Here is a 25,407-nt window from a genome sequence, read left to right as displayed (position 1 = left end):
TCTATCGAGGCTATTTTTATTATGAATGGCATCCGAAGATATGAACTGTAGTGATGAGCTAGATTTTGCCCAAACGGAACTTATCTGAACTACATAATTTGGAGTACCAACTCTAAGCAATATCTGTCAAAAAATGATTTACATGGGAGTTAAAGTACAACGTGTGTTAAAGTGCCATTTACCCATAGAGCAAGCGACATTACGGATTCAATCAATCCGTTGATTTATTTGTTTGCAATAACCATCAAGACTTCACCACCAGTACATTAGAGTGTTCTAATTCAACATTGCACAGTGTATAATTTAGACATCACTAATATTAAAGAGATATACCGATGGCTGCGCCGAAAGGAAACACGTTCAATAATAAGTATCAACCTGAGTACGCGAAGCAGGTATATAAGCTTTGCCTGCTTGGTACAACCGATCAGGAACTAGCAGACTTCTTTGAGGTTAACCGTGACACCATTAAGAACTGGGCGAAAAAATATCCTGACTTTGCAGAAGCTCGTCGAAATGGAAAGCTTAAAGCTGATGCAGAGGTTGCTAGCAAGCTATATAAGCGTGCCATTGGATCCCAAGTTAAAAAACAGAAGGTACTATCCAATGGTGACATCGTAGAGTACATGGAAGAACTTCCACCTGAAACTCGTGCTATTGAATACTGGTTAGGATGCCGTAACAGAAAGCAATGGAGTAAGAATCAGAAAGTGGAACTATCGGGAGACAACAAAAACCCACTGGCGTTTATTTTGTCCGAGATAGCGATTGAAGCGGAAAATGCAAGTCCACTACCACCCCGGTAGTCATGATGAAGTAGATTAGTCTGGATGTAATCTGTCAGTTTTGTTTACTCGATGTGACTAACTCTCTGTATTTTCTATACCCAAGGCGTGTCAGCACAGGGTCATCGTGAAACCCTTCAAGGTTCACTCCCTGAACTAGTGGACCAGTACAACGAGATTTTGAAATCGATTGCGTTGCTAGGGGATACCTATACCCAGCTGGATGAGGACCTGCTAGCGTGTAAAATTATGCCGTAGTCCAGCCACTTTTGTTTAAAGTGTGTTAGTGGGATAACAAAATTGACTACGAAAATGGAAGTATCACTACCTAAAATAATTTACAACTTTCAAAATTAATGAGGCTTACTCCAGTGCGAGCAACAATATTAGTGAATAAGCAAGAGGGAGCATGGGCAACTTCAGATTAAGTATGTGAAGCGGTATCGTCTTGAGAAAATTCTTTAGATTATTTCTGCTAATGTCTTCACCTTTTTATGTGTTCCAGCTATATCCACCAACTGTATTTTTTGCAGGTAGCAAACATTCATGGGTACACAAATGGGTACACACAACAAAACCAAAAACAACAAAATAAAACAAAAACAATAAGTTAAATGTGCAATTCAACTCCCGCCAGCTCCACCAAACGTTTGGAAAGGGCGACAAGTCATTGATTTGTCGCCCTTTTTGTATCTTTGATACTTGGGTTTAGGCTGTTTGTACTAACGTTTGGTACTAAAACATGCGCTATCTACACATCTCAAAAAGCGGAATTTGGCAATTTCGTTACCAAGTGCCCCCTCACCATCGTCACCTCTTTAGTGACCGCCGAGAAATAAAACGATCCCTGAAAACCTCAGATAAAGCCGAAGCAACGATAAAAGCCCTAGAGCTTGAAGTTGAACTCCGTAAAACGATGATGGCACCAACATCAGCAGGTTCAGTTAAGAAACAGCTAATCTCCCCCATCTCGGCTGAAAAATCAGCATCAACAAATGAAGTCTCGTGTTATAACGCGCTAGAACGCTTTTGTAAGTACAAAGCAGAGCATATCTCCTCTAAGGCAGCAACGATGTTAGAAGCCAAGTGCAGGATTGTTCTTGATCTTATTGCTAAGCCTCAATTGAGATCGATTCGACGTCCTGATGCTGAAGCGGTGGCATCACTCCTACGCAACTATCCAACGAACCTCAAAAAATACAAACAATTTAATGGACTCTCAGGGCATGATTCGATCAAGCTAAACAACGAGTTAGGACTGCCGACTTTAAGCGATGAGTCAGTCAAGGACTACTGCCAGAAAATGTCTGGATTTTTTGAATGGTGCCAATTGAACGAGCTTACCGACGTCAACCCATTCAAAGCGATCCGATTCAAAAAAACACGGAGAGATAGTGAAGCTAAATCGGCTTACACTAACACGGATCTTGAGAAAATTTTCGGTGCCATCACTCGCACCAAACATCAGCACAGACACCCTTATTACTTTTGGCTGCCATTGCTCGCCTATTTTACTGGAGCAAGGCTTAACGAGCTTTGCCAACTCTACAAAGCGGATGTTTACCAAGTTGACGGCATTTGGCTGCTACGCATTGACGACAGGTTTGAGGGGCAAAAGCTAAAGAACCTGACCAGCCGACGGATAGTGCCCATCCACGATCAATTACTGAACCTAGGATTTATTGAATACGTGCGGTCAGTGCAGCATGAGCGAGTATTCCCAGAACTAAAGGAATCACGTGATGGCTTCGGTACTGCTGCCTCCAAATGGTTCGGACGCTTCAAAAGTAAACTTGGGTTTGGTAGAGGGCACGATTTCCATTCATTTAGACATACTGTTGCCACTCAATTCAAGAAGCGACAAATTTCACATATCGTTGCTGGCGAACTGCTTGGTCATGCTCAAAATAGCATCACTTATGATCGATATGGCAAACGGTTAGACACTCTTCAACTCAAAGAGGTCATCAATATGATTGATGCCACCCCTGTGTCAAAAGCACTAAAAAGTCAGTGTAAATAGGCTAGCTCGTGCATTTTTCCAAAAAAACACAAAAAATAAATTATCTTTACAAACAATCACTTACAAGCAACTTTGGTAGAAAAATGCCATAAAAAACGGGCGTGAGAAACTATACAACAAATCGGTGAGCACCTTACATTAGTTCTATCGAAACACATTAGATAAGCAAACGAGGTACTAATGTTTCTTCAAACTACGCTTTCAACTGGCGACATCGCTAGCCATATTATTAACCAACAGTGCTTGATGGGTGAATCGGGTTCAACTCCAATTGTACTTGAGCGCCCAGTACCTAAGAGCCTTAAAGTGCACAAGCAGATGACATCTTTTGAACTAGCAGACGCATACACAGGGCAACGCCTGCGTGAAAAGGACGCTAATCAAGTAGCAATCATGCAAGACCACCAAATGCTTCTGAAAACATTGCATTTCTTAGAGTTCACCGATCTCCGTGAGCTTGATCGTGCTGGCGCTGAATGTATAAGAAATGGCTTGGCTCGCCTTCCTGCAAATTCAGAAAAGTATAAGCCATTAAAGGGATTAAATGGATTTAAATTAGTTGAAACCAATCTCTTATTGAGAAAGCCATATCCTTTTATTTCTGATAGCACTTTAGAGGGTTATATACATAACTTCTCATCATTCTTAAGCTGGGCAAAAAGCCACAACCACATTAGCGATAATGTTTTTTACAAACTAATAAAAAAGAAAAAATTTGAAGAAAAAAAACGTTTCCCTTTTAATAAAACACAACTTGCAAACATTTTTTCAATGGAAGATTATCAAAAACACAATTACCTTCATCCATATTACTATTGGATCCCATTAATATTAAACCTGAATGGCCCAAGATTAAATGAAGTAAGCCAACTTTATGTTGAAGACATTAAAAGCGTTGATGGCATTGACTGTTTCCATTTTCACAAAATGTTTGATGGTCAGCGTATCAAAAACAAATCATCAATTAGAGTGGTACCTATTCACAAAGATCTTATCAAAAAGGGATTCCTTACTTTTGTTAAGTCAAAGAAAAGTGGTCGCCTATTTCCTGAATTACCTTTAGTAAAAGGATATTATTCACATAATGTATCTAAGTGGTTTTCACGTCGCCGTAAAAAACTAGGTTTAGGTAAAGGCTTTGATGCCCACTCTTTCCGCCATAACTTTATCAATGAACTGAAGCAAAAAGGCTGCCCAAAAGAAATGATTGAATGCATTGTAGGTCATACTGATAATTATACGGCCTTTGATACTTATAGTTTGCCATATAGCCCTAAACTGCTAGCGCCGATTGTCAACATGATCGATGCAAGCCATACCGCGCATATTCGCCCTTATTTTGCTAGTAAAGAGACCGTTTAATGAAGACTGAATTCGATCGTGAAGACGATGGTTATATTTACAACTCAAGCAGAAATATTCGTACCGCGCACTCACTAGAAAAGGGATATTTCTCCAGTAATGGCACCTACCTTACGTACTTGTTGAGCGTTGAATACTTGAGTGGTTCTGGGGATTGGTATTGCGCCGGAATTCGTTGGTTAATCTGTGAAGATGACACTTTTTCTGTCATGGAAAATGGATTCAAAGACTTCCCCGCACAGTACCAGCACTAACATAAACTCCCGTTAAATATTAGTTTTGATTCACCTTAATGTTTGGGTGAGTGGTTTCGCTCACCCTAAATTTAACCATTGATATATTTATAAAAAATGACAAATAAAAAAATTAACGAAAATGTCTCTACATATGGCAGCCTAGAATTCACACGCGGCTCTGTTGGCTTCGATAATATTCAGCAATGGCTACTAACTGGCTTCATTCCCAAAGAATCACTTGGCGTTATGTATGGTCAATCTGGCGCTCGTAAATCATTTATCGCTATTGATATCAGTTGTGCCATCGCAACTGGTTCAGTCTGGCACAATCAAAAAACACGCAAAGGTGCCGTTGTCTATGTTGCTGCCGAGGGGCAAATGGGCATTTCAAAACGTGTTAAAGCTTGGGAGATTAAGACTGGTCAGCAAGTAACTCAACTCTACATTCTAGGGCAAGCAGTAGTGATGTCAGAGGCGACGGCACGGAATAATCTTATTCAAGCTATCCAAGAGATTGAAAAACATAATGAAATTAAAGTTGAGTTAATCGTTCTTGATACTCTCGCTCGAAATTTCAGTGGCGATGAAAATAGCCCAGATGCCATGGGAAAATTTGTTCGTGGCTGTGATTTTGTTAAAACATCTACTGGTGCCTCGGTGCTAGCTATACACCATAGTGGCAAAGACAAATCAAGAGGTGGTCGTGGACACTCTTCACTGCATGGTGCAGTTGATTGCGAGTTTCAGGTCAGCCACGATTCAAAAACCGGATTGACTACTCTCAGCAACACAAAAATGAAAGATGCGGAGGAAGCAGATGACGTAATCTTTGATTTTCAAGCGATTAAATTGGGTATTACATCTGAGGATGGGGAGCAAATCACTTCTCTGGCACAGCTAACGCCAGCAACGTTCAAAAAAAAGAAAAGCACTAAAAATGACGAAAACAATCCTGTACTGAACGTCCTTCGTGAAGTTTTTGGTGGTAGCTGTACAAGAGAAGAGCTACGCACACATTGCTTTCCCAAAACAGAGGCAGTGTCTGCCAACACGACCAATCAAAAATTCAAACGTGCTCTCACTGCACTGATAGAACAAAATCTGGTTTCTGTTCAGCAGAAAGGGGCTACAGCTCACCAAGGCGACATCATCACCGCCATCGGGCAGCAGCTCGAACTAGATCTCGTTTGATTAGATAGTAGGAGGGGGTGACGGGTGACGCACATATATATGTGCGTCACCCGTGCCCCCCCTCTCTTATTACATCAAACGCGTTTCGTTAGAAAGTGCCCGTTGTGAAGTTTCTGGACAATTATTTGTTAGATTAAAAGATCTAAGTCACTTTCTACTATTTTTCTTTCAGCCACAAATCTGAATGTATATTGATTGAAAATGAATAAAGGCTGAATTTATACCAGCCTTCGAAAATAAGCGATTAACGCTCTGCTGACTTCCCTCCCCCTTTCACCAGCATATCAAACACCAAGCTCGCAATCCCCTTTGAAACCAACTCCTCAGACAACGCTTTCATCGCCATTTCATTATGGGTTTCCATACTCTCAATAATGGCGGTTTGAATCGCTTCTGGGAATTGACCTAACATCGCTTGTTCTTTGGTGTTGTTCTTCACTTGATCCATTGCTACTTCGTTCTCGGCAACCTTACCCATGATGGTGTTTGCGTAGTTGAGCATATCGTTTTCTGATAACCCATCTTCGATAAACAAGTCATTCATGCGTTCGATGATTTCGTTTAGTAGCTCGGTTTTCGGGTCTTTTGGTGTTGCGCCTGAACCCTCTTTGGCTGGAGCAAGGTAATGTTTCTGCTCTTCACCTACTTTGTAGCCTAGTTGCAAGTCGGCTTCACGCTGTTCGTGTAGGCGGTAGTGAGTCATTACAACATCTGATAGGTCTACATCATCCTCAACAACATCTAGGCGAAGTAATGGGTGTAGATGCTTAGCGAATACACTTAGTTTTTCTAGCTCAAAGTCATCGAAGTCTACGATCTGTGAAGTGAACTCGTAGTAGCGGTAGAACGAGATTAGGTCTTTCTTAAATACCTCAAGAATATCTCGTGCTTCTTTGGCGTTCTTGACTAGGTTCTCGCAATACTTTATCGCCTTGTCGTTCTTTTCGAGCTTGGCTTTAGACAGCTCGGCTTGCGTGGATTGAAGAACCTGCGTAGCTTCTTTATAGCGAACCGTAAAGCGGTCTACGGCTGGCTTACAAAGGTTAGCGAGCTTTGCTTGGTTCGCTTGTTTGCTGTTGTAGGCTTCAACGAAAGACTCAACCTCGTACCATTGGTAGATCCCCGTTTCCGCAAGCTTATTCATTAAGTCATAAACAATGTTCGGGTCGGATACGCCAGCTAGCTCAGCAGTTTGGAAGTAAACCTTAAACTCATTCAAAATCTCTTCTGGGTCATTCACAAAGTCGAGAACGAATGTCTTATCTTTGCCCTTACAGGTTCGGTTTAATCGTGAAAGCGTCTGAATACACTCAACGCCTTTTAGTGGTTTATCGACATACATTGCCACCAGCTTAGGTTGGTCAAAACCCGTCTGGAACTTGTTCGCCACCAGCATCACTTGATAATCAGCAGTATCAAACGCTTTACGCATATCTCGACCATTGAGCTTAGGGTTCATGGTCTTTTCGGTGAACTGCTCTTCGGGTAAGTTTGGGTCATTGACCTCACCAGAGAACGCCACCATCGCATTCACGTTCTCGTAGCCTTTGCTCTCGACATACTTTTCAAAGGCAAGCTTGTAGCGCACCGCTTCTAAACGGCTACTGGTGACAACCATCGCTTTTGCCTCACCACCTAACAAGTGCTTAATCTTGCTATTGAAATGCTCAATGATGGTTTCTACTTTCTGGGCGATATTATGCGGATGCAAACGAACCCACTTCGCCATCTTGGTTGCGGCTTTCTTGCTGTCTACCTCTTGGTCTGACGCTGGGTTGTCGTGTGCTAATTGGTAGGCAACTCGATAACTGGTGTAGTTTTGCAGAACATCGAGAATGAAACCCTCTTCAATCGCTTGGCGCATCGAGTAGACATGGAAAGGCAATGGCTTGTTGTCATCGCTTAGTGGTGCGTCTGGATCTTCAGGGCGACCAAATAGTTCAAGGGTTTTACCTTTTGGTGTTGCTGTGAATGCAAAGTAGCTGATCTTGTTTGAGCCTTTACGAGCTTCAAGAGACAAGCGCAGCATATCTTCACTATCTAATTCTTCATCACCCTCTAGCTGTTCAGCCATTAGCACTTCACGGAGCTTGCGAGCGGTTGTACCTGTTTGGCTTGAGTGTGCTTCATCGGCAATCACCGCATAACTACGACCTGCAAGTGTTGAGTCTTTACGGATGGCTTCAAGCACATGAGGGAATGTTTGAATGGTTACGATGATGATCGAGGTGCTTGCCTTTAGCTCTCCTGCTAATTGGCTAGACTTGCTGCCTTGCGCCTCTTCTCGGTTCACACGAGCAATCATGCCCTCGTTATGGTCGAACTGATAGATGGTGTCTTGCAGTTGGCTATCCAGTACCGTTCGGTCAGTGATAACAATAACCGAGTCAAACACCTTATCACCTGTTTGCTTACTTAGCTCTGGGTGATCGGTGTAGTAATGCTTTGATGCCAGTTGATGGGATAACCAAGCAATCGAGTTAGATTTACCTGAGCCAGCACTGTGTTGAATCAGGTACTTGTTACCTGTTCCCTCCATATCGACCGTGTTCAGTAGCGTTGATACTACCGCCCACTGGTGATAACGAGGGAAAATCATAGTTTCTTTGGTCTTGATTGAGCCATCTAGTTGCTCTTCTTCTTTCACTTCTAGGTGAATATAGCGACCAAGAATCAGTAATAGATTGTCTTTCTGAAAGATCTCATTCCAGAGGTAAGCGGTAGCGTATTCGCTTTCGTTCTGAGGCTGCTCATTACCCGCACCACCATCACTCGTACCTTGGTCAAACGGTAGGAAGAATGTGCTTTTACCATTTAGGCGAGTGGTCATTGCTACGTTGTACTGGCTCACCGCAAAGTGAACCAATGCACCACGCTTAAAGGTTAATAGCGGCTCTGGCTTATTGGTTGCTGGGTCTTTTGGCTGCCTGTCTTTCATGTATTGAACTTTGGCGTTGTCTATCGACTGCTTAAATTCAGATTTCAGCTCACAGGTAGCGACAGGAATACCATTAACGAACAGCGTTAAATCTAGGCGACCATCATAGCCATTAGGCGAGTACACTAGCTCAGGCACAACTCGCAGAATGTTTTGTTCATAGCGAGCGGTAGCATCTGGGTTTAGATCGTGGTCTGGCTTAAAGCTACAAAAGTTAAACTTCGCACCACGATCTTTCACTTGGTTACGCAAAACCCAAAGCGTCCCTTTGCTTTTTAGCTCTCGCTCTAATGACTTTAGTAGTGCATCTGCTGTAGCCTTTGGGTTGCGTTCGGTCTCTGGGTAGTGCTTGGCTAGCTTGTCCCATTGTTCAGATTGCGATTGCTTAGCAAAGGCAATGACGTCTTCGGTGTATAAAGCTAGCTCTTTGTTGTACTTGTTTGACTCACCCACCAGCCAACCGTGAGACTGCATTTGATCAAGGATGTCGTTTTGAAAAACTTTTTCCTGTGCTGCATCTGACATCAGTTGACCTCCCAATCACGTACGTCAATCTTGCCTGTTACTGCTGCTGAGATAAGGGCTGTTTTGCGTTCTTTCATTAAAGAGATAAGTGATTCTGCTCTACTTGATACAGCATCTAAACGCAGTAACTTTTCCTTGAGTTGATTTACAATAAATTTTTGTTCCGATTTTGGTGGTAAGAGAACTCTTAGTTTTTTCAAACCATTAGTATCAACAAACGGTTGTGCTGAACCAACAAACGATACGTCCAGTAGTTTAGATATGTAATCACTTGTTAAAAATAGTTGCACAAACTCACTTTCTGCTACATTTGATTTAACTTTGACTTTAATCGAGTTATAGCTGTGAACCCACCCCGAACACTCTGGTGGTACTACCATACTTATGCCTGCTGTAGCTCCTGTTCCCGCAACCAGAATATCCCCAGCAGATACAGTAAACTTAACTACTTCATTATTTTTTACGATTAATGCAGGTTTGATCGCGTGCATATCTGAGATACGAAGCATTTTAATACTTGTGTTGTCACCAACCTCCATATCAATATTCTGATAACCCGACCCTCTTTTAACTTCAGAGATTCGTCCAATATTCGCCACTTTCCAATGCTCAGGTACTTCACCCAACCATTCCACACCAGAATCTTTCATAGGTGCTTGCGGATTAAGTCCTTTGGTTACAGCGTGAGAAATCACCGCTTGGCGTTTTTCTTTTAACAGCTCAATCAGCTTTTCTTGCTTGGTGATTAAGGCGTCGATCTTGGCTGTTTCGTGATCGAGGAAGTTAGCGATTTTTTTTTGTTCTTCCTTTGGTGGAGCAGCTAGAAAAAGGCTGGCAAATTCAGCAAACCTAAACTCTGTAGATCTTTCTCGAATGCCTTTTGCTAAAGATGTTATGTAATCCGTTACTGCTAATTGACGAACAAGGTACCCAAAATATGTTGGATCAACCATATGGCTCTTTCTTGGGATGCATACAGAACATACTGGTGAACATTTGCCATCAGAATCACTAATCCCAATTGCGCCCGCAAAACCATCCATAGCATGAACTAACAAGTCGCCTTTTCTAACGCCTTGATAACCAATTTCTTTGGCTGCATTTGTAAATCCATCAGTTCTACGGTTGCTTCTTAACGTCACCTCGCCATCACGAAATGCTGTTACGATTCCATCCTGAGGTCGAACTGGACGTTGAACCCTCTGAAAGAGATGCTTTGCTCTAATTAATTCCCAATGAGACGGCATGTCCTTTAGCCACTCTATCCCAGAATCTTTATACTCGCTATAAGCTTTATAACGCCCAGTCATTACGAATGTACCTCTTGAAGCAACTGCATAATATCAGCCGATACTGCATCCAAATCCGCATCAATTGCTTCTAACGCTCTTGGAGGCTCGTACACATAGAAGTGACGGTTAAATGGAATTTCATAACCCACAATACCCACTTCACCATCTTTTTCATCGGTCTTGCTTTCATCAATCCAAGCGTCTGGAACATGTGGCAACACTTCACGAGCAAAGTAATCTTCAACGGTTTCAGTTAGCGGTACGTTCTCGTTATCACGTAGGTCGGGGTTGGCTTCTACCTTGCCTTTGGTCTTACATACTTCTGCTGCATCATCGTGTTCGCCAAGGTGCTTCACGATAAGTTTTAATTGTGTGGCACTGAGTTTCGCTGGTGCTAGCTTTGCTGTTAGGGTGTTATTGAAGATGTCACGAGATAGCAGCTTCTCTTCATCAAAGGAAGTTAGTGCATCAAGAACTGCTTGCTGTAGTGCTTCATCTAGTTTCGCCCATGCTTTATCAGTTTGCAGGACTTCTAGGCGAGCTTCATCTTTTGGATAGATAGCCAGTTGCAGTGGACGTTCAACCGTGATTCTGCGGTAGCCAAACTCTTTGTAGTCAAATAGCTTACTAAAACCGTTCTCAGCAAATTGACCGTAGGTTTTTACGATAGTCTCGATACTCTCTTCGGTTAGCTCTTTACGCTTACTGCCAAGAGACTTACGCATTGCTGAGTAGAATACATGCTCGTCATTACCCTCAATTTCAGCACCACCGCTGCGGCCTCGACCACCAGCTTTAGCACGCTCTTTTGATGCATTGATTAACTGAACCTTGCCTTTGCGGTGTTCTGGCTTATGGCTTGATAGAATCCATATATAGGTAGCGATACCCGTGTTGTAGAACATATCGGTAGGTAGAGCGACAATCGCTTCAAGTAGGTCGTTCTCTAGGATGTAGCGACGAATCTCACTCTCACCACTGCCCGCACCACCTGTAAACAGTGGCGAGCCGTTAAGGATGATACCAATACGAGATCCACCCTCATGCTGTGGGCGCATTTTGCTAACAAGGTGCATCAAGAACAGCAGTGAACCATCAGATACACGAGGTAGACCCGCACCAAAGCGTCCCTCAAAACCTTTCTCGTTGTGTTCATCGTTGATGTGCTTTTGAATCTTCTTCCAATCTACACCGAATGGTGGGTTAGACAGCATGTAGTCAAACTTCTCGGTACGCAGTTGGTCGTTTGATAGGGTGTTACCTAGCTTGATGTTATCGACTTTCTGCCCTTTGATAAGCATATCTGCTTTACAGATAGCGTAAGACTCAGGGTTAAGCTCTTGACCAAATGCCGATAGTGATGCCTTTTCGTTTAGCTCGTGAACATACTCCATACCTGAAGATAGGAAACCACCTGTACCCGCTGTAGGGTCATAGATAGAGCGCACTAAGCCTGATTGGGTTAGCACTTTATCATCATCGCTGAATACCAGTGATGTAGTCAGGCGAACGATGTCTCTTGGGGTAAAGTGTTCACCCGCTGTTTCGTTTGAGCTTTCTGCAAAGCGTCTGATCAGCTCTTCAAACACTAAACCCATGCCGTAGTTGCTAATAGTGTTTGGGTGTAGGTCTGTGGTTGCAAAGCGTTTAGCGACTTTGTAAAGCAGATCTGCTTCCTCAAGCTTATCGATGGTGTTGAAGAAGTCGAAGTGCTCGAAGATTTCGCGAGCGTTAGGGCTGAATGACTGAATGTAACTCTCTAGGTTGCTTGCGACACCTGTTTCACCAAGGCGGTTTAAGTCCATCTTTGAGGTGTTGTAGAAACTTAGCTTTGCGGTGTGCGTCAGGAGCTTTTCTTGCGCTTCTACTGGCATAGCTTTTACTGCTTCAAACTTAGCAATCACTTCTGGCTTGGTTTCTTCTAGTACACACTCAAGGCGTCTTAGCAGTGTGAACGGTAAGATGATGCGACCGTATTGAGATTGTTTGAAGTCACCACGTAGGAGGTCAGCCACCGACCAAAGGAATGCGGCTGTTGAAGAGAAGTTGTTGTTGGTCATAGTTCTGTAGTTAATCTGACGAAAATTGGGGAGATTATACCCTACCGATCTCATAGAGACAGCGACATGAAACAAAAAAGCGCCCTTACGGACGCTTGAAATAAATGAATCGAATTTAAAGCCAAAATTAAATCAAACTAGCTTTTGTACGTTGGGGTTGCATCTAATACTTGTTTAGCGAGTAACTCCAAGATGTCATTAACTTTAGTCTCCCTCGCTTTCAATAGTGCTTTTACGTTCTCGATCGTAGTAGCCAAATTTTCACCAGTTGCGACATCTTCTAACTTATAAGCATCATTAGCGTGCTCAGTCACTTTTTTAATCCAAGCTCGTCTGTAAAGATTCTTCACTGAATCACCCTCGGTAATAAAACCAGCATTCATTGCTCCTTCAAGCACTAAGCTCTCAAGACTAGTGATTTCAAGATCTTCTAAATCACACAAAAGTTGGATTAAAACTGCAGCCGAAATTTCTTTCTTCATAACGTTTATTTAAAGAGTAATAATTATTTTTTCTTTATTCAAACGATGGCATTTTTTTGAAGAAGGGGTAGTCAAGAAGGGTCTCCCTTCTTGCCAGTGACAATGCGAAGCGTTGTCCTATCTGGAACCACCACCCCGCATAACCAGTTGATTTTAAGTTGTTTGAATTCGAGAAAATAATTTTCTATGTTTATAGAAAACATATCTCATGCTTAAAAACTGGACTGTAACAACACAACCAGTACGCCTCGGTACTGATGGCGTAATGATGCGCGAACGCTACTTACTCAATAAAACACATGCGAACCACAAATGCACCGAAGACCTCGTATCACTCTTTGGCTGTGCTGGCACCTCCAACCGAATTGCTCTTGCAGGCGAACAATTCAGGCTTAATCAACAACTAAATAACCGCAGAGGCGGTCGCCCATTATCGAGCTACGCTATGGAGTATTGCCTAACATTACCAAAAGGCTACCGTCCGTCTACGGAGCAATGGCAATCAATAGCAAAAGATTGCTGTTTAGCACTGTCGAAGCTCTGCAAACTGAATAAATCTGAGTTCGCTCAATATAGACAACAAATTCGGGCTGTATTGCACCAGCAAGCTCAGGATGGCAATAAAGGCAGTGGCGATCATGTGCATCTAATTGTCGGTAAAGTAGTTTGCAACCGAGTTCTCAAGGAACTCCAGCAAAAAAAAGCAACAAAGCTAATAAAGCAAGTATTCAATCAATCAATGCTTAAGCATGTTGGGGTCGATCATCGCACTTACGAATCAGTCGAAATAGAAAAAGGTCGTAGACTATCAACTTGGCAATATCAACATCAAAAAGCGACTGAAGCATTAGAGATAGAAAAACTCATCAAGCAGATGCAGACACAGTTTGATAAGTGGTTGAAAGCAAAAGAAGTGCGTAACGAGAGACAATTGAAGCGGCAGAAAAATAGACTACTGAAAACGTATGAAGAACTAAAAATAAAAAATACGTCACCAACACAAATAGAAAATATAAATAAAATTAAAAACGAAATTATTTAACGATATACCTTATTACAACGGAAAGTGGCACCGCTACTCGGAATCAGAAAGACGTGACTATGGTCGCCAACAGCGTGAACACCTTAGCCAAATCTGGCACAAAACATGGATTTCAAAAACTGGATTAAAGCAGTGCCGCAACTGGACTGATGCCATGATCAAAATTTTTCTTGAGGGAAAAGAGCAAGATGCAGGAAAAATTAAAGCTTATAAACGCACTCTGATAGCAAGAGTCGAGAAAACGAAAAAATTTCAAGCTGCGATGGCTGAGCGTGTAGCTCGACAGAAAAAGAAACAGAAGGTGAATATGTAAAGCCCAAACCTCGGTTCAACTCCCAAATAGGGAGCTGAACCGAAGCCAACCTTGATGCTATGAAAAAATGGTACTAAGATACGGTACTAATTAGATTTCATTGATAAACACAAACAACCTAAATCAATGAAATCAACGGCTTGCAAGGCGAGAGGGTTAGGCTCCCGCCAGCTCCACCATTTCAGATAAGGGCCTGATTTATAAACATAAATCGGGCCTTTATCTTATCTGGCGGATGGAACCGGTGACACGAAATGGTGTCACGAACAATGAAGCATTTCCCTCATTTGATGCAAAACCGCTATGGCGTGTATTACTTTCGCCTGATCTTCACTTCCGCGGTTCGTTCCCTCCCCAATGCTCCCAAGGAGCTGACCCTTTCTTTGGGCACCAGAGACAAGACACTGGCGTTAGAGCGCTACATGCAGCTTTACCCACACGCCCGAGCCTTACGTGGTGCCTTGCATATGGACGTACTGAAAGGAGACTCCAACGTGACCTTGGACGAGTTAAAACTCAAAATGACACATTGGAAAGAAAAAAATCGTCTAAAAGAGGAGGTCGTGAGAAAAAATGATGTCATCTTTGACATGCATTCCAAGCGTATCAAACAGCAACGCTCAATTGACTCACTGACCGAGGAAAATCAACGACTCAAGGAACAAAACCAGCGCCTAACCGGCGCGGTGGAGGAGTTACGAATGCTACAATCCCACCCAGTGCACGACGCGGTACGCCCCGTCATGTCACTGAGTACGACGCGCCAGAAATACGCGCCTAGGCAAGCTGAGATGACCAGTCAGTCTGCTGCAGCGACAGAGCGCCTGCGCGAGTACGTGCAGCGTTTCCTGCGTTATGAAGAGCAGCACACCGTTCAGGGTAAACACACCCAAGAAGCCCGTCAGAGCTATTTGATGCGCTTTCTCGACATCGTGGGCCACGAGCTGCCTTGGTCTGAACTGACCCCTGCACGCCTGCGCCACTATCGCGAGTTGATCCATCGCATTCCGCGTAATTTCGATAAACAGGGCTTTGAGCTGCCCCAAGACGTCACCGAGCGCCCCATTTGGTTTGAGCGCGTTATTGACGAGTGGCAAGGTCCCACGCTCTCTGGCTCAGGCATCGACAGTCACTTCAAGCACGTACGCGTGTTTTTAGACTGGGCCAAAAACGAGCATTACCTCAAAGATGATCTCAAATCCGTGCTCAACACGTCCAAAAAGCGCAAAAAAGAGACCGAGAAAGAAGTGGTTAACTTCCTGCCCGACGACTTAGCGAGGCTGTTCATTGATGGCTACCTCTACGGGGATCAGAAAATACCGAGGGAAAAAGGCTATGTTTGGCAGTTCTGGATCCCGTTGATTGCCCTGCTCACCGGCATGCGCTCGGAAGAGATCGGCTCACTGCGCCTTGGTAGCCTCGTTAACAAAGAAGGGATCTGGTGTATCCAGATCGAAAAAAGCAAAACGGACGCGGGGGTGCGCACCTTCCCTATTCCAGAGCGCCTGATAGAGATGGGCTTGCTGCGCTATCGTGAGGCACTTCTAAAGGAGCATGGCGGTGATCTTCAATCGAGCCTGTTCCCGACCTTGACGAAAAAAGGCGGAGAATACAGCAACCGCATCGGCCAGTTTTTTAACCGCAATATTAACGGTAAACTGAAAGATGGGTCTCCTCGACTGGAAGGCTATCTGCACAAGTGCGGGGTAGCGAACCCCTCCGACAAAGAAACGCTGAAGTTTCACAGCTTTCGTCATGGCTTTATGACGAAGTGGCGCGAATCCCAGTTACCGTTGTACACGCTCAAGATGATCGTTGGACACACCAGCGATCTTAAAAAGATTGGTGTGCTCTATGAGGAGCCAGAAGGCGCGACTGAAACGTACGTCCACCCCGACCGTGTTTCCGGCGAAGCGCTCAAAGCGCGCTTACAACAAATGAAACAAGGCATGGACAGCTTGGACTTTGGTGTTGACCTGAATGGGATTTCCTACGAACGCTTCTTAGCCCGCAAGTAAGACACACATTAAGTTAACGACAGCGCGCTGAGAACGACCCTCAGCGCGTTTTGCCCCATTACCATCTAGATTAAAAGCTCATTCACATCCTGTTTATAAGAGTTTGCCCTAACAAGTCTTATTCGATTAATAGCTGCTGTTTCCAGCAAAGGTACCTGTAATCGCTAAGCATCAGTATTTGATATGTCGTGATTTCTTAAATCCCTTAAATTAAGGACGAGTGAAAGTATCTAAGAAACATCACATTACTAATCTATTATGGATAAAAAACGTACACACCATTATATGGCGTGTACGCTGTTGTTTGGCATCTAACCAGTCGTATATAAAGATCTGTCACTCACTCTTAAATAGACGCTATTTTAGTTTATAGGAGGGTGGCTTTTCTCTTTTCATGCTGACTTATTGTGACTTCAATTCTTTAAGTTTCTGCTTGAAAGCAGCGATCCACACTCGAAGATCGTTCAAGTGACTTTTCATTACGTCAGGTTCCGGTACCGCTCCTGCCCGCTCCAGAGATTGGCTGTGCTCAAAATGGGAGAACTCGGACATTTTCTCGTCGATAAACTGACAATCCCCCATGTCGATGGCTGACAGAAACTGCAACTTGTTTTGAGTCGTCACGCTCTGACGGTGACGCTTAACCACCCCTGACAGCAACACATCTTCGACACATCGCTCCAGCAGCTTTCTGTACTCACTGCAGACGCCTTGCGCAAGTTGATAATAGATGCCCGGGTCAGTCTGACCGAGATCGGCTGCTCGATTCAGACGTTTTTGAAGAAGATCGATACTTGTCCCAACGTTCGTCGCCCAACACTCCACTTCGAGTGGGATGCCTGCTTTCCCGTTGAAAGCTGCAATGCTTTGTTGATGAAAGTTTGACTTCTTCCAATCTTGACCGAGCGTATCTGCACTTTCATCAAAGGCGCCAATTAAAGACAGGCGGTGAGTTAGGACAATAACCTGTCTTTCGTTTGCCAGTGCTGTCAGTCGCGCCGCAACAGCCTCTTCGTACTTGTGGTCAAGTGAGCTGATTGGGTCATCGAAGATGAACGGCGATACCTGTGGTCGATCCAAGACATTAGCGATAAATGCAGCTAATGCGACAATCCGACGTTCCCCTTCACTCAATACCGACTCTAGCGCATGGTTACCATTAGCGTTCTTTAGTCGAATGCGGTGGGAGATTTTTCCTTTATCGTTTTTCTTTTCAAATTCGACTTGAATATGAGCAGCATTGAGTAAAGCAAGCTCGGCGTTGAAGCGTTCGATATACGCCTGAGTAATTAACTGTGCACCAACGACGCCGCTTCGAATCGAGATTTCTCTGGTGCTGATGGCTCCGGCAACTTCCCTCAAATCAGCGATTTGGCGAAGCCTTGCCAATTCAACAAATACAGATGGCAGGATTTGGCTTGCCCAGTGACGGGCTTCGAGCTCAGTCCTATGGCGAACCACAGCAGTACGATCAAACCCCGCAGCATCTCCATCAAGCTGAATGGCTTCATTGCCTAGCTGTGTTATGTAGTTACTTAAGCTCTGGATCGTCTCTTTTGCATTAGGGTCTGCCGCCAGTGATGAGCACTCATGGGCTCGCAGAGCAGCTTTATTGGATTGGCAAAGCTCCAGTATTCCACGAAGATAATCCTGCCACTCCTGAGTTTCTAATCCTGCAGCCCGGCAAAGCGTTACAGCCTGGTCTGGTTCAAGGAAGTTTGGAAGATGGTTCAACGTGTCCAAGTACGCTTTTTCAGCGCTCTTGGCGGCAGTCTCAAGTTGCCCCTGAACGAAACGTTCAAATTCCTGGAGTCGGCTAGCTGCATCCACGGTGAGCGGTTGATGACAAAGAACGCAATGGTCACCGGGATTAGTCATCGGAAATGCATGTTCTGGCCTCACACTGACAGAAAAAGCCCGCGCCGCTTCCCACATCGCATGCCATGTTCCACTACCAACCTCAGGAAAGTTCGAGGTGGTGAACCGCGTTGCCTCGCTGGCCGCACGTCTAGCATCAACTGCTGCCTGGCGGAGCCTTCTTATTTCAGTGAGCGCCTCAGTATCATACGATCGTTGGATCGTGCTGAGCGTAGTATGAAGCTTCAAGACCTCCTGCCGTAAGGCTCGTTTCTGCTGCGCAGCCTCGGCAGGGTTGGCGGTGTTTAACCGAGCAACGATAGCGTTAAGTTCTGTTTGGTGTGCATCACTCCAGAAAAATAGGTTCGCAACCGCTGCGTCGTCAGATTCTGCCTTAAGCGATTTCAGGTGATTCGCTATTTGAGTTGAAATGAATTGTGTTGGGAGGGCTGGAAGTTTGTTCGTTGCCTCCAGTGCGGTGACTTTTTGTAAGATACAACTTTTCACCCGGTCAGTGACATTAGCAAGCTCTTCAAAAAATGCAACCAGTCTTGGTGTGAAGGGGGAGGAAGTTCTTTGCGTCAGATAATTGGTTGCCACATCTGAATCAAAGACATCGATCGGGGCCAAATCTGCTAATGGCGTGGCGTTAGATTTCCACTCGGTGGAAAGCACGTTACCACTTTTGCTGTAATGAAGAACGCACGACTGTCTAGCAGGCGCAACTTCAAATACATTTGGTTTCAAGTTTTTCGCGTTGGGTGCACCAGACGCTTTGCGCAAGATCCGGGTATACGTTGACTTGCCTGCTCCGTTATGGCCGAAAACCAGCGTGAGTGCATGCTTACGGAAGGCGATGGAAGTACCATCCTTAAGGTTTTCCATGCCATAAACATCGCTGATCCCAGTTAAAAGAAGTTGGGTGTTTGCATGCTGATCAACACCGAGTGATGCGAACATACGATGGTTTGAAGGAGTTTGTCCCTCCACTGTTTGAGCGTAGTCAGCAAGTTGATTGATATCTTCTTCCGATAGATATGTACCACTCAGGAGGCGTTCCGCAGCCTCCTGTTGCCAGTTAGGGCGTGAAAGGAGCCAATTGCGTGTTTGAGCGTAAATTTCAGTCATACTGTAACTCAGAAAAGAAAGGTGCAGAAAGTCGGGGGATTGAAATATAACAGACACTAACCGAAGGAAACTATAAAATTAGTTGCTTACGAGTGGGATTTGTGACGCTTCTTAAGGATGTTTTAAAGCCGTTTTCAACGTGGTTCGATGGCTTTTCACTTACCTAAGTTAATCCACGGTTTACTAAATTAGCAAAACCACTAACACAGTTTTGTCCGTGCGACGTGAAGTTGCATGAAGCGCTGTTCACCGCGAAAAGAGTGAACCGTTTGTATCACCAGACGACCCTAAGGCTCTGAATAAAGAAGCGAGCCTGACAATGTAACGAAGTTTGGCACTGTGCCAAACGGGAGCAGAACCGTGAGGGAATGCTCCTCCTGATAACCACGAATTGGGTGAGTGCTAGGGAATCAGTATGATGAACGAAAGTGAATCCATGTAAGGTGCGTTATACGTGAAGCAGCGGAAGTGGTTAATACGCTGTGGCCAAATGGCGATGGGAGTAGGAAAGAGGTTGGACAATACTCTTTCGTGATCGATAGGCTCCTCGCACTATAGTGGGCATCTACCCTGATATTGCGCGACATGCGGAACACGGTAAGCCAGTATCGTTCCTTCGGGAAAGCTGTCTGTGAAGAGAGCCGATAGCGGTGCTGGTAAAGGAGGTTGGAAAAAGCGAATGCTGCATTGTAATGATGCAGATACAGACGGATGTCTGACACGAAAGTGTGCCCACTTCCAACTGGTCTCCCATTGCAAGATGATTTGGAAAACTTTATTTAAGAAGGAACGCAGATGATCTCTTCTCATGAAGTGAGTGCCCCTTCTGGCAGCGCCCAATGGCAATCCATCGACTGGAAAGCGGCTGAGCGCCATGTGTTAAGGCTCCAGATGCGCATTGCAAAAGCAATCCGAGAAGGTAAGCACGGTAAGGCGAAAGCACTACAGTGGATACTGACTCACTCGAAAGCAGCAAAACTTCTCGCTGTTCGTCGAGTATCACAAAACAAAGGCAGTAAAACGCCAGGAATTGACGGCGACATCTGGAACACCGATGCACGTCGAATGGCGGCAGTCAGCTTACTGAGCAGAAAAGGCTATCGAGCCAAACCGCTCAGAAGAATCTATATCCCGAAGAAAAACGGCAAACTTAGACCATTAGGTATCCCGTGCATGATAGACCGAGCGCAACAAGCGTTACATCTTCTAGCACTAGAACCTATATCGGAAACAATTGCCGACCCTAACAGCTATGGCTTTAGACCTAACCGAAGCGCAGCCGATGCAATACAGCAGTGCTTCAAATGCCTGTGCAAAAAGGGAGCAGCACAATGGGTTCTTGAGGGGGATATCAAAGCTTGTTTCGACAAGATAGGTCACCAGTGGCTACTTGATAATGTCCCGACAGACAAAAGGATGCTCAAGCAATGGCTGGAATGTGGCTATATAGACAAAGGGCTATTCTACAAAACGGCAGAGGGAACACCACAAGGCGGGATAATTTCACCCACCCTGATGTTGCTCACTCTTGTCGGACTAGAAAAGTTAACTAAGTCTATCGCTCGCAAGACAGGCAGCAGAGTAAACTTTATAGGTTATGCTGACGACTTTGTTATCACGGGGTCTTCAAAGGAAGTCCTAGTGAATGACATTAAGCCGCAACTGATGGCTTTCTTACAAGAAAGAGGTTTAGCGCTTTCTGAAGAGAAAACGCATGTGACTCATATTAATGATGGCTTCGACTTTCTTGGCTTTAACGCCAGAAAGTACAAAGGAAAACTGCTCATTAAACCGAGTAAGTCCAACGTATTATCATTCTTACGAAACATGCGTGACCTCATCAGAAAACACGCAACAATCCCAGTAGCCGAACTCATCAAGATGATGAATCCAAAACTACGAGGATGGGCGAATTACTATCGCCATTGTGTTGCTAAACAAACCATCGGCTATGTTGGACATCAGATGTTTCTAGCGTTATGGCGATGGTCAGTCAGGCGTCACCCAAACAAGGGGCGTAAATGGATCGCACACAAGTACTTTCTAAACTATCAAGGGCAATGGATTTTCCATGGCTGGTTTAAAAAGGATGGACTGTATGGCGTGATCCGACTGTTTCAAATCGGTCAAGTGCCAATCAAGCGACATGTAAAAATCATGAGTCAAGCGAACCCGTTCGATCCTTTTTGGGAAGGTTTTCTCAATGAACGTAAGGTGAAAAATACAGGTCGTAACTCATGGTTTGACCCTGTTGCCACTGCTTTGTGAGCTGCTGGGTAACAATAACGCCTTAGTGGAGGCTTGAGCCGTATGCAGTGAAAGTTGCACGTACGGTTCTTAGAGGGACGGCACTTGGTAACAAGTGTCGTCTACTCGACAGATGTGTGCTGACGGGGCTTGTAAATCATAAATACCCCAAAGTTTGCTAGCTTGATTTGGGGCCGATAAATCCCTTTATAATTTGCATATATTTCCTAATGTCAGGCCAAAATTAGGCTACTTTAAGTGTATCTACTTTTAACGACAGCATATAGAAATGATAGGCATAGGCACAAAACTTGACGGTCCTTTACTTTTTAAGGCTCTAGATACTAGGGCTAGCTTTATAGTTGGTTTATGTAACAGAGTCCTTGGCATGAAATCTTTGAGTTGCCTCTTCGCTATCCTTTTAATCATGCTCTTGGCAGCTTGCAGTAAACCGCTTGAACCCTTAGTTAACAGTAACTTCCCACCTGCTACTGAAAATGAACAACGTCAGCGTGCTATTGATGGCTTAGTTGCAAATCTTAACAATATCAAGAATCCATCGATCGGTGTTGAAATAGGGTTTGATGCACTACGAAGCGGTATCTTGGCAATGGAAGGGAGAGAGGAGCTTTTTACAGATGTAAAAATCGTCGGTGATGACCAACTCATAAGAATTGAGTTCGACTTTCAAACCAAAGTGCCAATGGATAAGGCCATTACCCTATTGCCTGAAAACACAGAAGCTACCGTTCAAGGCAATATTATTCTTAAAGCGGGGCTAGTTGATAGCTTCAAGCAAGAAGACAATGAGATTCTCCTGAATATACGAGTTTTGCCCTATGTAGAGCGTTTAGAAGTGACGAATATCAGTCTCGCGTCAAAGAATATTAATCCAGAAGTCGTTGCAAAACCTCTGGCGGAGGCTGTTATGAGCCTCGCAAATCGGCTAATAATCCAATTCAAAGATGAACTTGATATCGATGTTCAAATACCGGTACACCCCTTTTTCAAAAATCCGACGGATGAACTTGAAGGTACCGATGAGCACCAATTACGCTTGGTATCTAATAATCTTGAATCCATTTTTTTTGTTAATGGTCTGAGTATACTGGTGCAAGAACACTCTCTTAAAGCCCTGCTAGACGTAGCTTATATTGATAGTGATCTTGAAGAGGAAAGTATGCTTGTTCAAGACACCGTTCAATTTAATGATCGTTTAGATATAGCCAGAAAAGGGTATATGGCACTATGGGAGGACACTTTCGATGATGATGTTGAGTCATCAGATGTACGTGTTTTACTTAACAGTGGTTTCTTGGCCAATACCCTGAATAGCCTGTTAAATCAATCGCAAGCTTGTTTCTTGGCCAATACCAATTCCCCTCAACAGATAACAATAAATGAAACTGCTACTTTACCGCCAGCAAGTGAAATTGACTGTACTATAGATAGGGATTGCAGACAGACTATGGATTGCACACCGAAACGCGACTGTACCTTTGTTGCCCAAAGAGACACTAGAAACTGTCATGCTTGTCTATTGAGAAACCCATTTGGAGGTTGCATTTTAAGAGGTAATGACCCAGCTTGTGAAGTGGCTAAAGTTGCTCAAAATAACTTCTACCAGGCAGACGCAGCAGCCAGGAAAGCTGACTGTGAGCGTATCAAGACGCAAGAAAAAGCGGGCTGCGAACTAGAAAAAGAGGCCAAGAGAGTAGCTTGCGAAGCGGAGAAAGGTATTGAGAAAGGCGCTTGTGAGACTTTAAAGACTGCCTACCAAGGTGTGCTGGCCCTAGGTGACGACGTCGCTCACATTGAAGGTAACGTTGATTTTGATGCGACGGTCAAAGCCTGCTTAACAAACTTTGCTGTGAATGAGACGCTATCAAGTGTTTCAATGACTTGGAAACTAACAGGTCAGGCTGTCGTAGATTATGCAATGAGGCTTGAAGCCGACGGTATTGCTAAACTGTCTTGTCCTCTACCGGCTTATCCTAACGGTACCTTAACTGCGTCAATACAAAGTGCCCCAGTTCAAATCACATCAGCGCTCGAATTTCTTAAAACCAATGAAGGGTTTGGCCTTCAGTACAAGGGTAAATCAGGAGAGATCCCGTATAGACTTGTTCCTGACCCGGTTTCAGTATTTACGCAATCATGGGACCTAGGGGATCACATACGCTGTCCCATCATTGCCGCAGCGACCATACCCGTTCAAGCGGCCAAAGCCTTTGGTACTAGGTTTGAAGATGAATTCAAGGTGGGTGCTGAACTCTTCGATGGGTTTGAACCTTTAGATTTACCTAAAGTTAACCTAGGTCAACTCAGTCCTATTTTTGAGGTTAGTAGTAACTCAAAATCGTTGATTATTGTTGGGCAAATAGACGCTGAATAATATTGTCTAATCACCATTTTTCTAACTTATTTCTGCCTGTGTGACCTGAGGTCGTATGGAGTGATGTTACCAGGATGAGAGTGAACTATCTGTATCACAAGATGACTCTAGGCCCCTGCTTGGGAACTGTTCTACGAATCTGGCAGCCTAGTTGTACTTAAAGCTCAGTACTCTCTAGCTATGGCTTGAAGACCGAAATATTCGCGACAGAACCCTAATTTCAATTAGGTTTAAGTATTAAGTGTATAACATTGAAGGAAGTGGAATGCATTTGTCACTTACGGCTGTTTCATATTTATGGAGTGTAGTTGGTGTTTGGTTGGCACTTTTTTCACTTCAGAATGTTCTGGTCAGCACAGGTATTGACGGGAGTGTTATTGATGTGCCAGGGATTGGAGTGCTACACTCAGAGAGAGCATCGGGTGCGTTGTTGGGGAGTATCGCTTTACTTGTGGGGTTAAGAATATTAGCTTGGGTTTGGAGTGAATTTTACAAAAGCGTTGGTGAATCAACGGAAGGCACTAAAATCATCAGCCCCCCCATGCCTTTCGAAGAGGATAAAGAACACCCAAACTTAGTTGTTGGAAAGGTAACGAGACGAGTGTTTATATGTTTCCCTGTGTTTTGCCTTGTGTGGTTGTTGGGTACTATCTATATCGGTGAAATTTATGACCATGACAACCTCAAGAAACAACCTTACCACACAAACCCGATAGTCAGCCGCGGTGTTGTAACCGTAGACTACTTTACAGCCTCAAAATGTACGATGTTTCCGAGCTTTAACAAGAGTAAACCTGCGTGCCAGTACAGATTAGGAAGTCCAACAGGTGTATCCTATATTCCCTTAATTACTGATCTAGTGCCATTGTTTCTTGCTTTACACGTATTTATTTCATTCAAGCGGATATTTTCACGAAGATGCCGAACAAGAGGACTGTAGTGGCACAGTGAATTTGGTCACCTTGTTAGAAGTGATTTCGTCGCCTCATTAGTTAACAGGTGACACTATGACAAAACGTACAAGACGACTCTTTAGCGCAGAATTTAAGTTAGAAGCAGCGCAACTAGTCCTAGCTCAAAACTTCTCAGTGACTGAGGAAGCCCAAGCCATGAATGTGCAATCTGCACAAGTGAAGTTGAATACTTCATCAAGTGACTTTCTCATACCAAAACTTATCCGTAACTTTCTAATTTAAGTGATTACTCTAAGAAGCTTTTTGTCCAATCGTGTGCTGGTAATAACAAACTACTTGTGCGGCAGGTAATTCACACGAGTGAAAATCTAACGTATCCCACTCTAGAGTTCTCGTTTCAAGTCTTGATTTATGATATTCAGCTTGGCTTGCATGCCCTCTGAACCGTCGACGGGTTACACTTTAATTCTGCTGCTATCTTGCGGATTGAAAGTCCTTGCTCCCTTAGCTCACAAATTTGCTTTGAATAGCCACCGACTTGATAGACACCTTTTAGTTAGACAAAATGACTAATAGAGAGGTGCTTATGAGCAGCAAAA

The 25,407-nt window shown here is 44.0% G+C and carries 18 protein-coding genes; 12 read left to right on the top strand and 6 right to left on the bottom strand.

Annotated features, from left to right (window positions below):
* Nucleotides 1-335 precede the first annotated feature (335 nt).
* From ACVA54_RS17505 to ACVA54_RS17485, 5 genes are all read left to right on the top strand, one after another.
* Nucleotides 336-806, top strand: coding sequence for a hypothetical protein (locus ACVA54_RS17505; protein WP_446649801.1), 471 nt, complete (start codon nt 336-338; stop codon nt 804-806).
* A 721-nt stretch (nt 807-1,527) separates the two neighbouring features.
* Complete coding sequence (locus tag ACVA54_RS17500; RefSeq protein ID WP_446649800.1) at nt 1,528-2,808, top strand: DUF6538 domain-containing protein; 1,281 nt, start codon at nt 1,528-1,530, stop codon at nt 2,806-2,808.
* A 180-nt stretch (nt 2,809-2,988) separates the two neighbouring features.
* Nucleotides 2,989-4,170 carry a site-specific integrase gene (locus tag ACVA54_RS17495; protein ID WP_446649799.1) on the top strand — a complete coding sequence of 394 codons (1,182 nt, stop codon included), beginning with the start codon at nt 2,989-2,991 and terminating at the stop codon, nt 4,168-4,170.
* Nucleotides 4,170-4,424 carry a hypothetical protein gene (locus tag ACVA54_RS17490; protein ID WP_446649798.1) on the top strand — a complete coding sequence of 85 codons (255 nt, stop codon included), beginning with the start codon at nt 4,170-4,172 and terminating at the stop codon, nt 4,422-4,424. Before ACVA54_RS17495 ends, ACVA54_RS17490 begins: the two co-directional genes overlap by 1 nt.
* 96 nt (nt 4,425-4,520) lie before the next feature.
* Complete coding sequence (locus tag ACVA54_RS17485; RefSeq protein ID WP_446649797.1) at nt 4,521-5,597, top strand: helicase RepA family protein; 1,077 nt, start codon at nt 4,521-4,523, stop codon at nt 5,595-5,597.
* 244 nt (nt 5,598-5,841) lie between these two features.
* Here the strand turns inward: ACVA54_RS17485 and ACVA54_RS17480 are convergent, their stop codons facing one another.
* The 4 genes from ACVA54_RS17480 to ACVA54_RS17465 all read right to left on the bottom strand — a co-directional run bounded on the left by ACVA54_RS17480 (nt 5,842) and on the right by ACVA54_RS17465 (nt 12,894).
* Entirely contained in the window at nt 5,842-9,060 is a 3,219-nt protein-coding gene (locus tag ACVA54_RS17480; protein WP_446649796.1) for a type I restriction endonuclease subunit R, read from the bottom strand.
* Nucleotides 9,060-10,370, bottom strand: coding sequence for a restriction endonuclease subunit S (locus ACVA54_RS17475; protein WP_446649795.1), 1,311 nt, complete (start codon nt 10,368-10,370; stop codon nt 9,060-9,062). Before ACVA54_RS17475 ends, ACVA54_RS17480 begins: the two co-directional genes overlap by 1 nt.
* Nucleotides 10,370-12,412 (bottom strand): type I restriction-modification system subunit M, encoded by a 2,043-nt coding sequence (locus ACVA54_RS17470; RefSeq protein WP_446649794.1) that lies wholly within the window; start codon nt 12,410-12,412, stop codon nt 10,370-10,372. Before ACVA54_RS17470 ends, ACVA54_RS17475 begins: the two co-directional genes overlap by 1 nt.
* A 137-nt stretch (nt 12,413-12,549) precedes the next feature.
* Complete coding sequence (locus ACVA54_RS17465; protein ID WP_446649793.1) at nt 12,550-12,894, bottom strand: hypothetical protein; 345 nt, start codon at nt 12,892-12,894, stop codon at nt 12,550-12,552.
* 208 nt (nt 12,895-13,102) lie between these two features.
* Here ACVA54_RS17465 and ACVA54_RS17460 point away from each other — a divergent pair, with 208 nt between their 5' ends.
* The 3 genes from ACVA54_RS17460 to ACVA54_RS17450 all read left to right on the top strand — a co-directional run bounded on the left by ACVA54_RS17460 (nt 13,103) and on the right by ACVA54_RS17450 (nt 16,267).
* The gene (locus ACVA54_RS17460; RefSeq protein ID WP_446649792.1) at nt 13,103-13,936 is read left to right on the top strand and encodes a hypothetical protein; all 834 of its coding nucleotides are present in this window, start codon (nt 13,103-13,105) and stop codon (nt 13,934-13,936) included.
* Between the two features lie 154 nt (nt 13,937-14,090).
* The gene (locus ACVA54_RS17455; RefSeq protein ID WP_446649791.1) at nt 14,091-14,249 is read left to right on the top strand and encodes a hypothetical protein; all 159 of its coding nucleotides are present in this window, start codon (nt 14,091-14,093) and stop codon (nt 14,247-14,249) included.
* Between the two features lie 269 nt (nt 14,250-14,518).
* Complete coding sequence (locus ACVA54_RS17450) at nt 14,519-16,267, top strand: tyrosine-type recombinase/integrase (RefSeq protein WP_446649790.1); 1,749 nt, start codon at nt 14,519-14,521, stop codon at nt 16,265-16,267.
* 402 nt (nt 16,268-16,669) lie between these two features.
* On the opposite strand, the gene ACVA54_RS17445 is transcribed toward ACVA54_RS17450, so the two are convergent.
* Nucleotides 16,670-19,252: an AAA family ATPase gene (locus ACVA54_RS17445; protein WP_446649789.1), complete on the bottom strand. Its 2,583-nt coding sequence runs from the start codon at nt 19,250-19,252 to the stop codon at nt 16,670-16,672.
* 795 nt (nt 19,253-20,047) lie between these two features.
* Between ACVA54_RS17445 and ltrA the strand changes: the two genes are divergently transcribed.
* The 4 genes from ltrA to ACVA54_RS17425 all read left to right on the top strand — a co-directional run bounded on the left by ltrA (nt 20,048) and on the right by ACVA54_RS17425 (nt 25,090).
* Nucleotides 20,048-21,520 (top strand): group II intron reverse transcriptase/maturase, encoded by a 1,473-nt coding sequence (gene ltrA / locus ACVA54_RS17440; RefSeq protein ID WP_446649788.1) that lies wholly within the window; start codon nt 20,048-20,050, stop codon nt 21,518-21,520.
* A gap of 367 nt (nt 21,521-21,887) precedes the next feature.
* Nucleotides 21,888-23,894, top strand: a complete 2,007-nt coding sequence (locus ACVA54_RS17435) for a hypothetical protein (RefSeq protein WP_446649787.1) — start codon at nt 21,888-21,890, stop codon at nt 23,892-23,894.
* A 265-nt stretch (nt 23,895-24,159) separates the two neighbouring features.
* On the top strand, nt 24,160-24,834 hold the full coding sequence (locus ACVA54_RS17430) for a hypothetical protein (RefSeq protein WP_446649786.1): 675 nt from the start codon (nt 24,160-24,162) through the stop codon (nt 24,832-24,834).
* 67 nt (nt 24,835-24,901) lie between these two features.
* Nucleotides 24,902-25,090 carry a transposase gene (locus tag ACVA54_RS17425; protein ID WP_446649811.1) on the top strand — a complete coding sequence of 63 codons (189 nt, stop codon included), beginning with the start codon at nt 24,902-24,904 and terminating at the stop codon, nt 25,088-25,090.
* A gap of 136 nt (nt 25,091-25,226) precedes the next feature.
* On the opposite strand, the gene ACVA54_RS17420 is transcribed toward ACVA54_RS17425, so the two are convergent.
* A complete protein-coding gene (locus ACVA54_RS17420; protein ID WP_446649810.1) occupies nt 25,227-25,325 on the bottom strand; it encodes a helix-turn-helix domain-containing protein in 99 nt (32 codons plus the stop codon).
* Nucleotides 25,326-25,407: the final 82 nt, after the last annotated feature.

The sequence above is a fragment of the Vibrio sp. PNB23_22_6 genome (assembly GCF_052877535.1).
The sequence above is the reverse complement of the archived record's forward strand: the minus strand, read 5'-3'. Positions and strand labels throughout refer to the sequence as shown.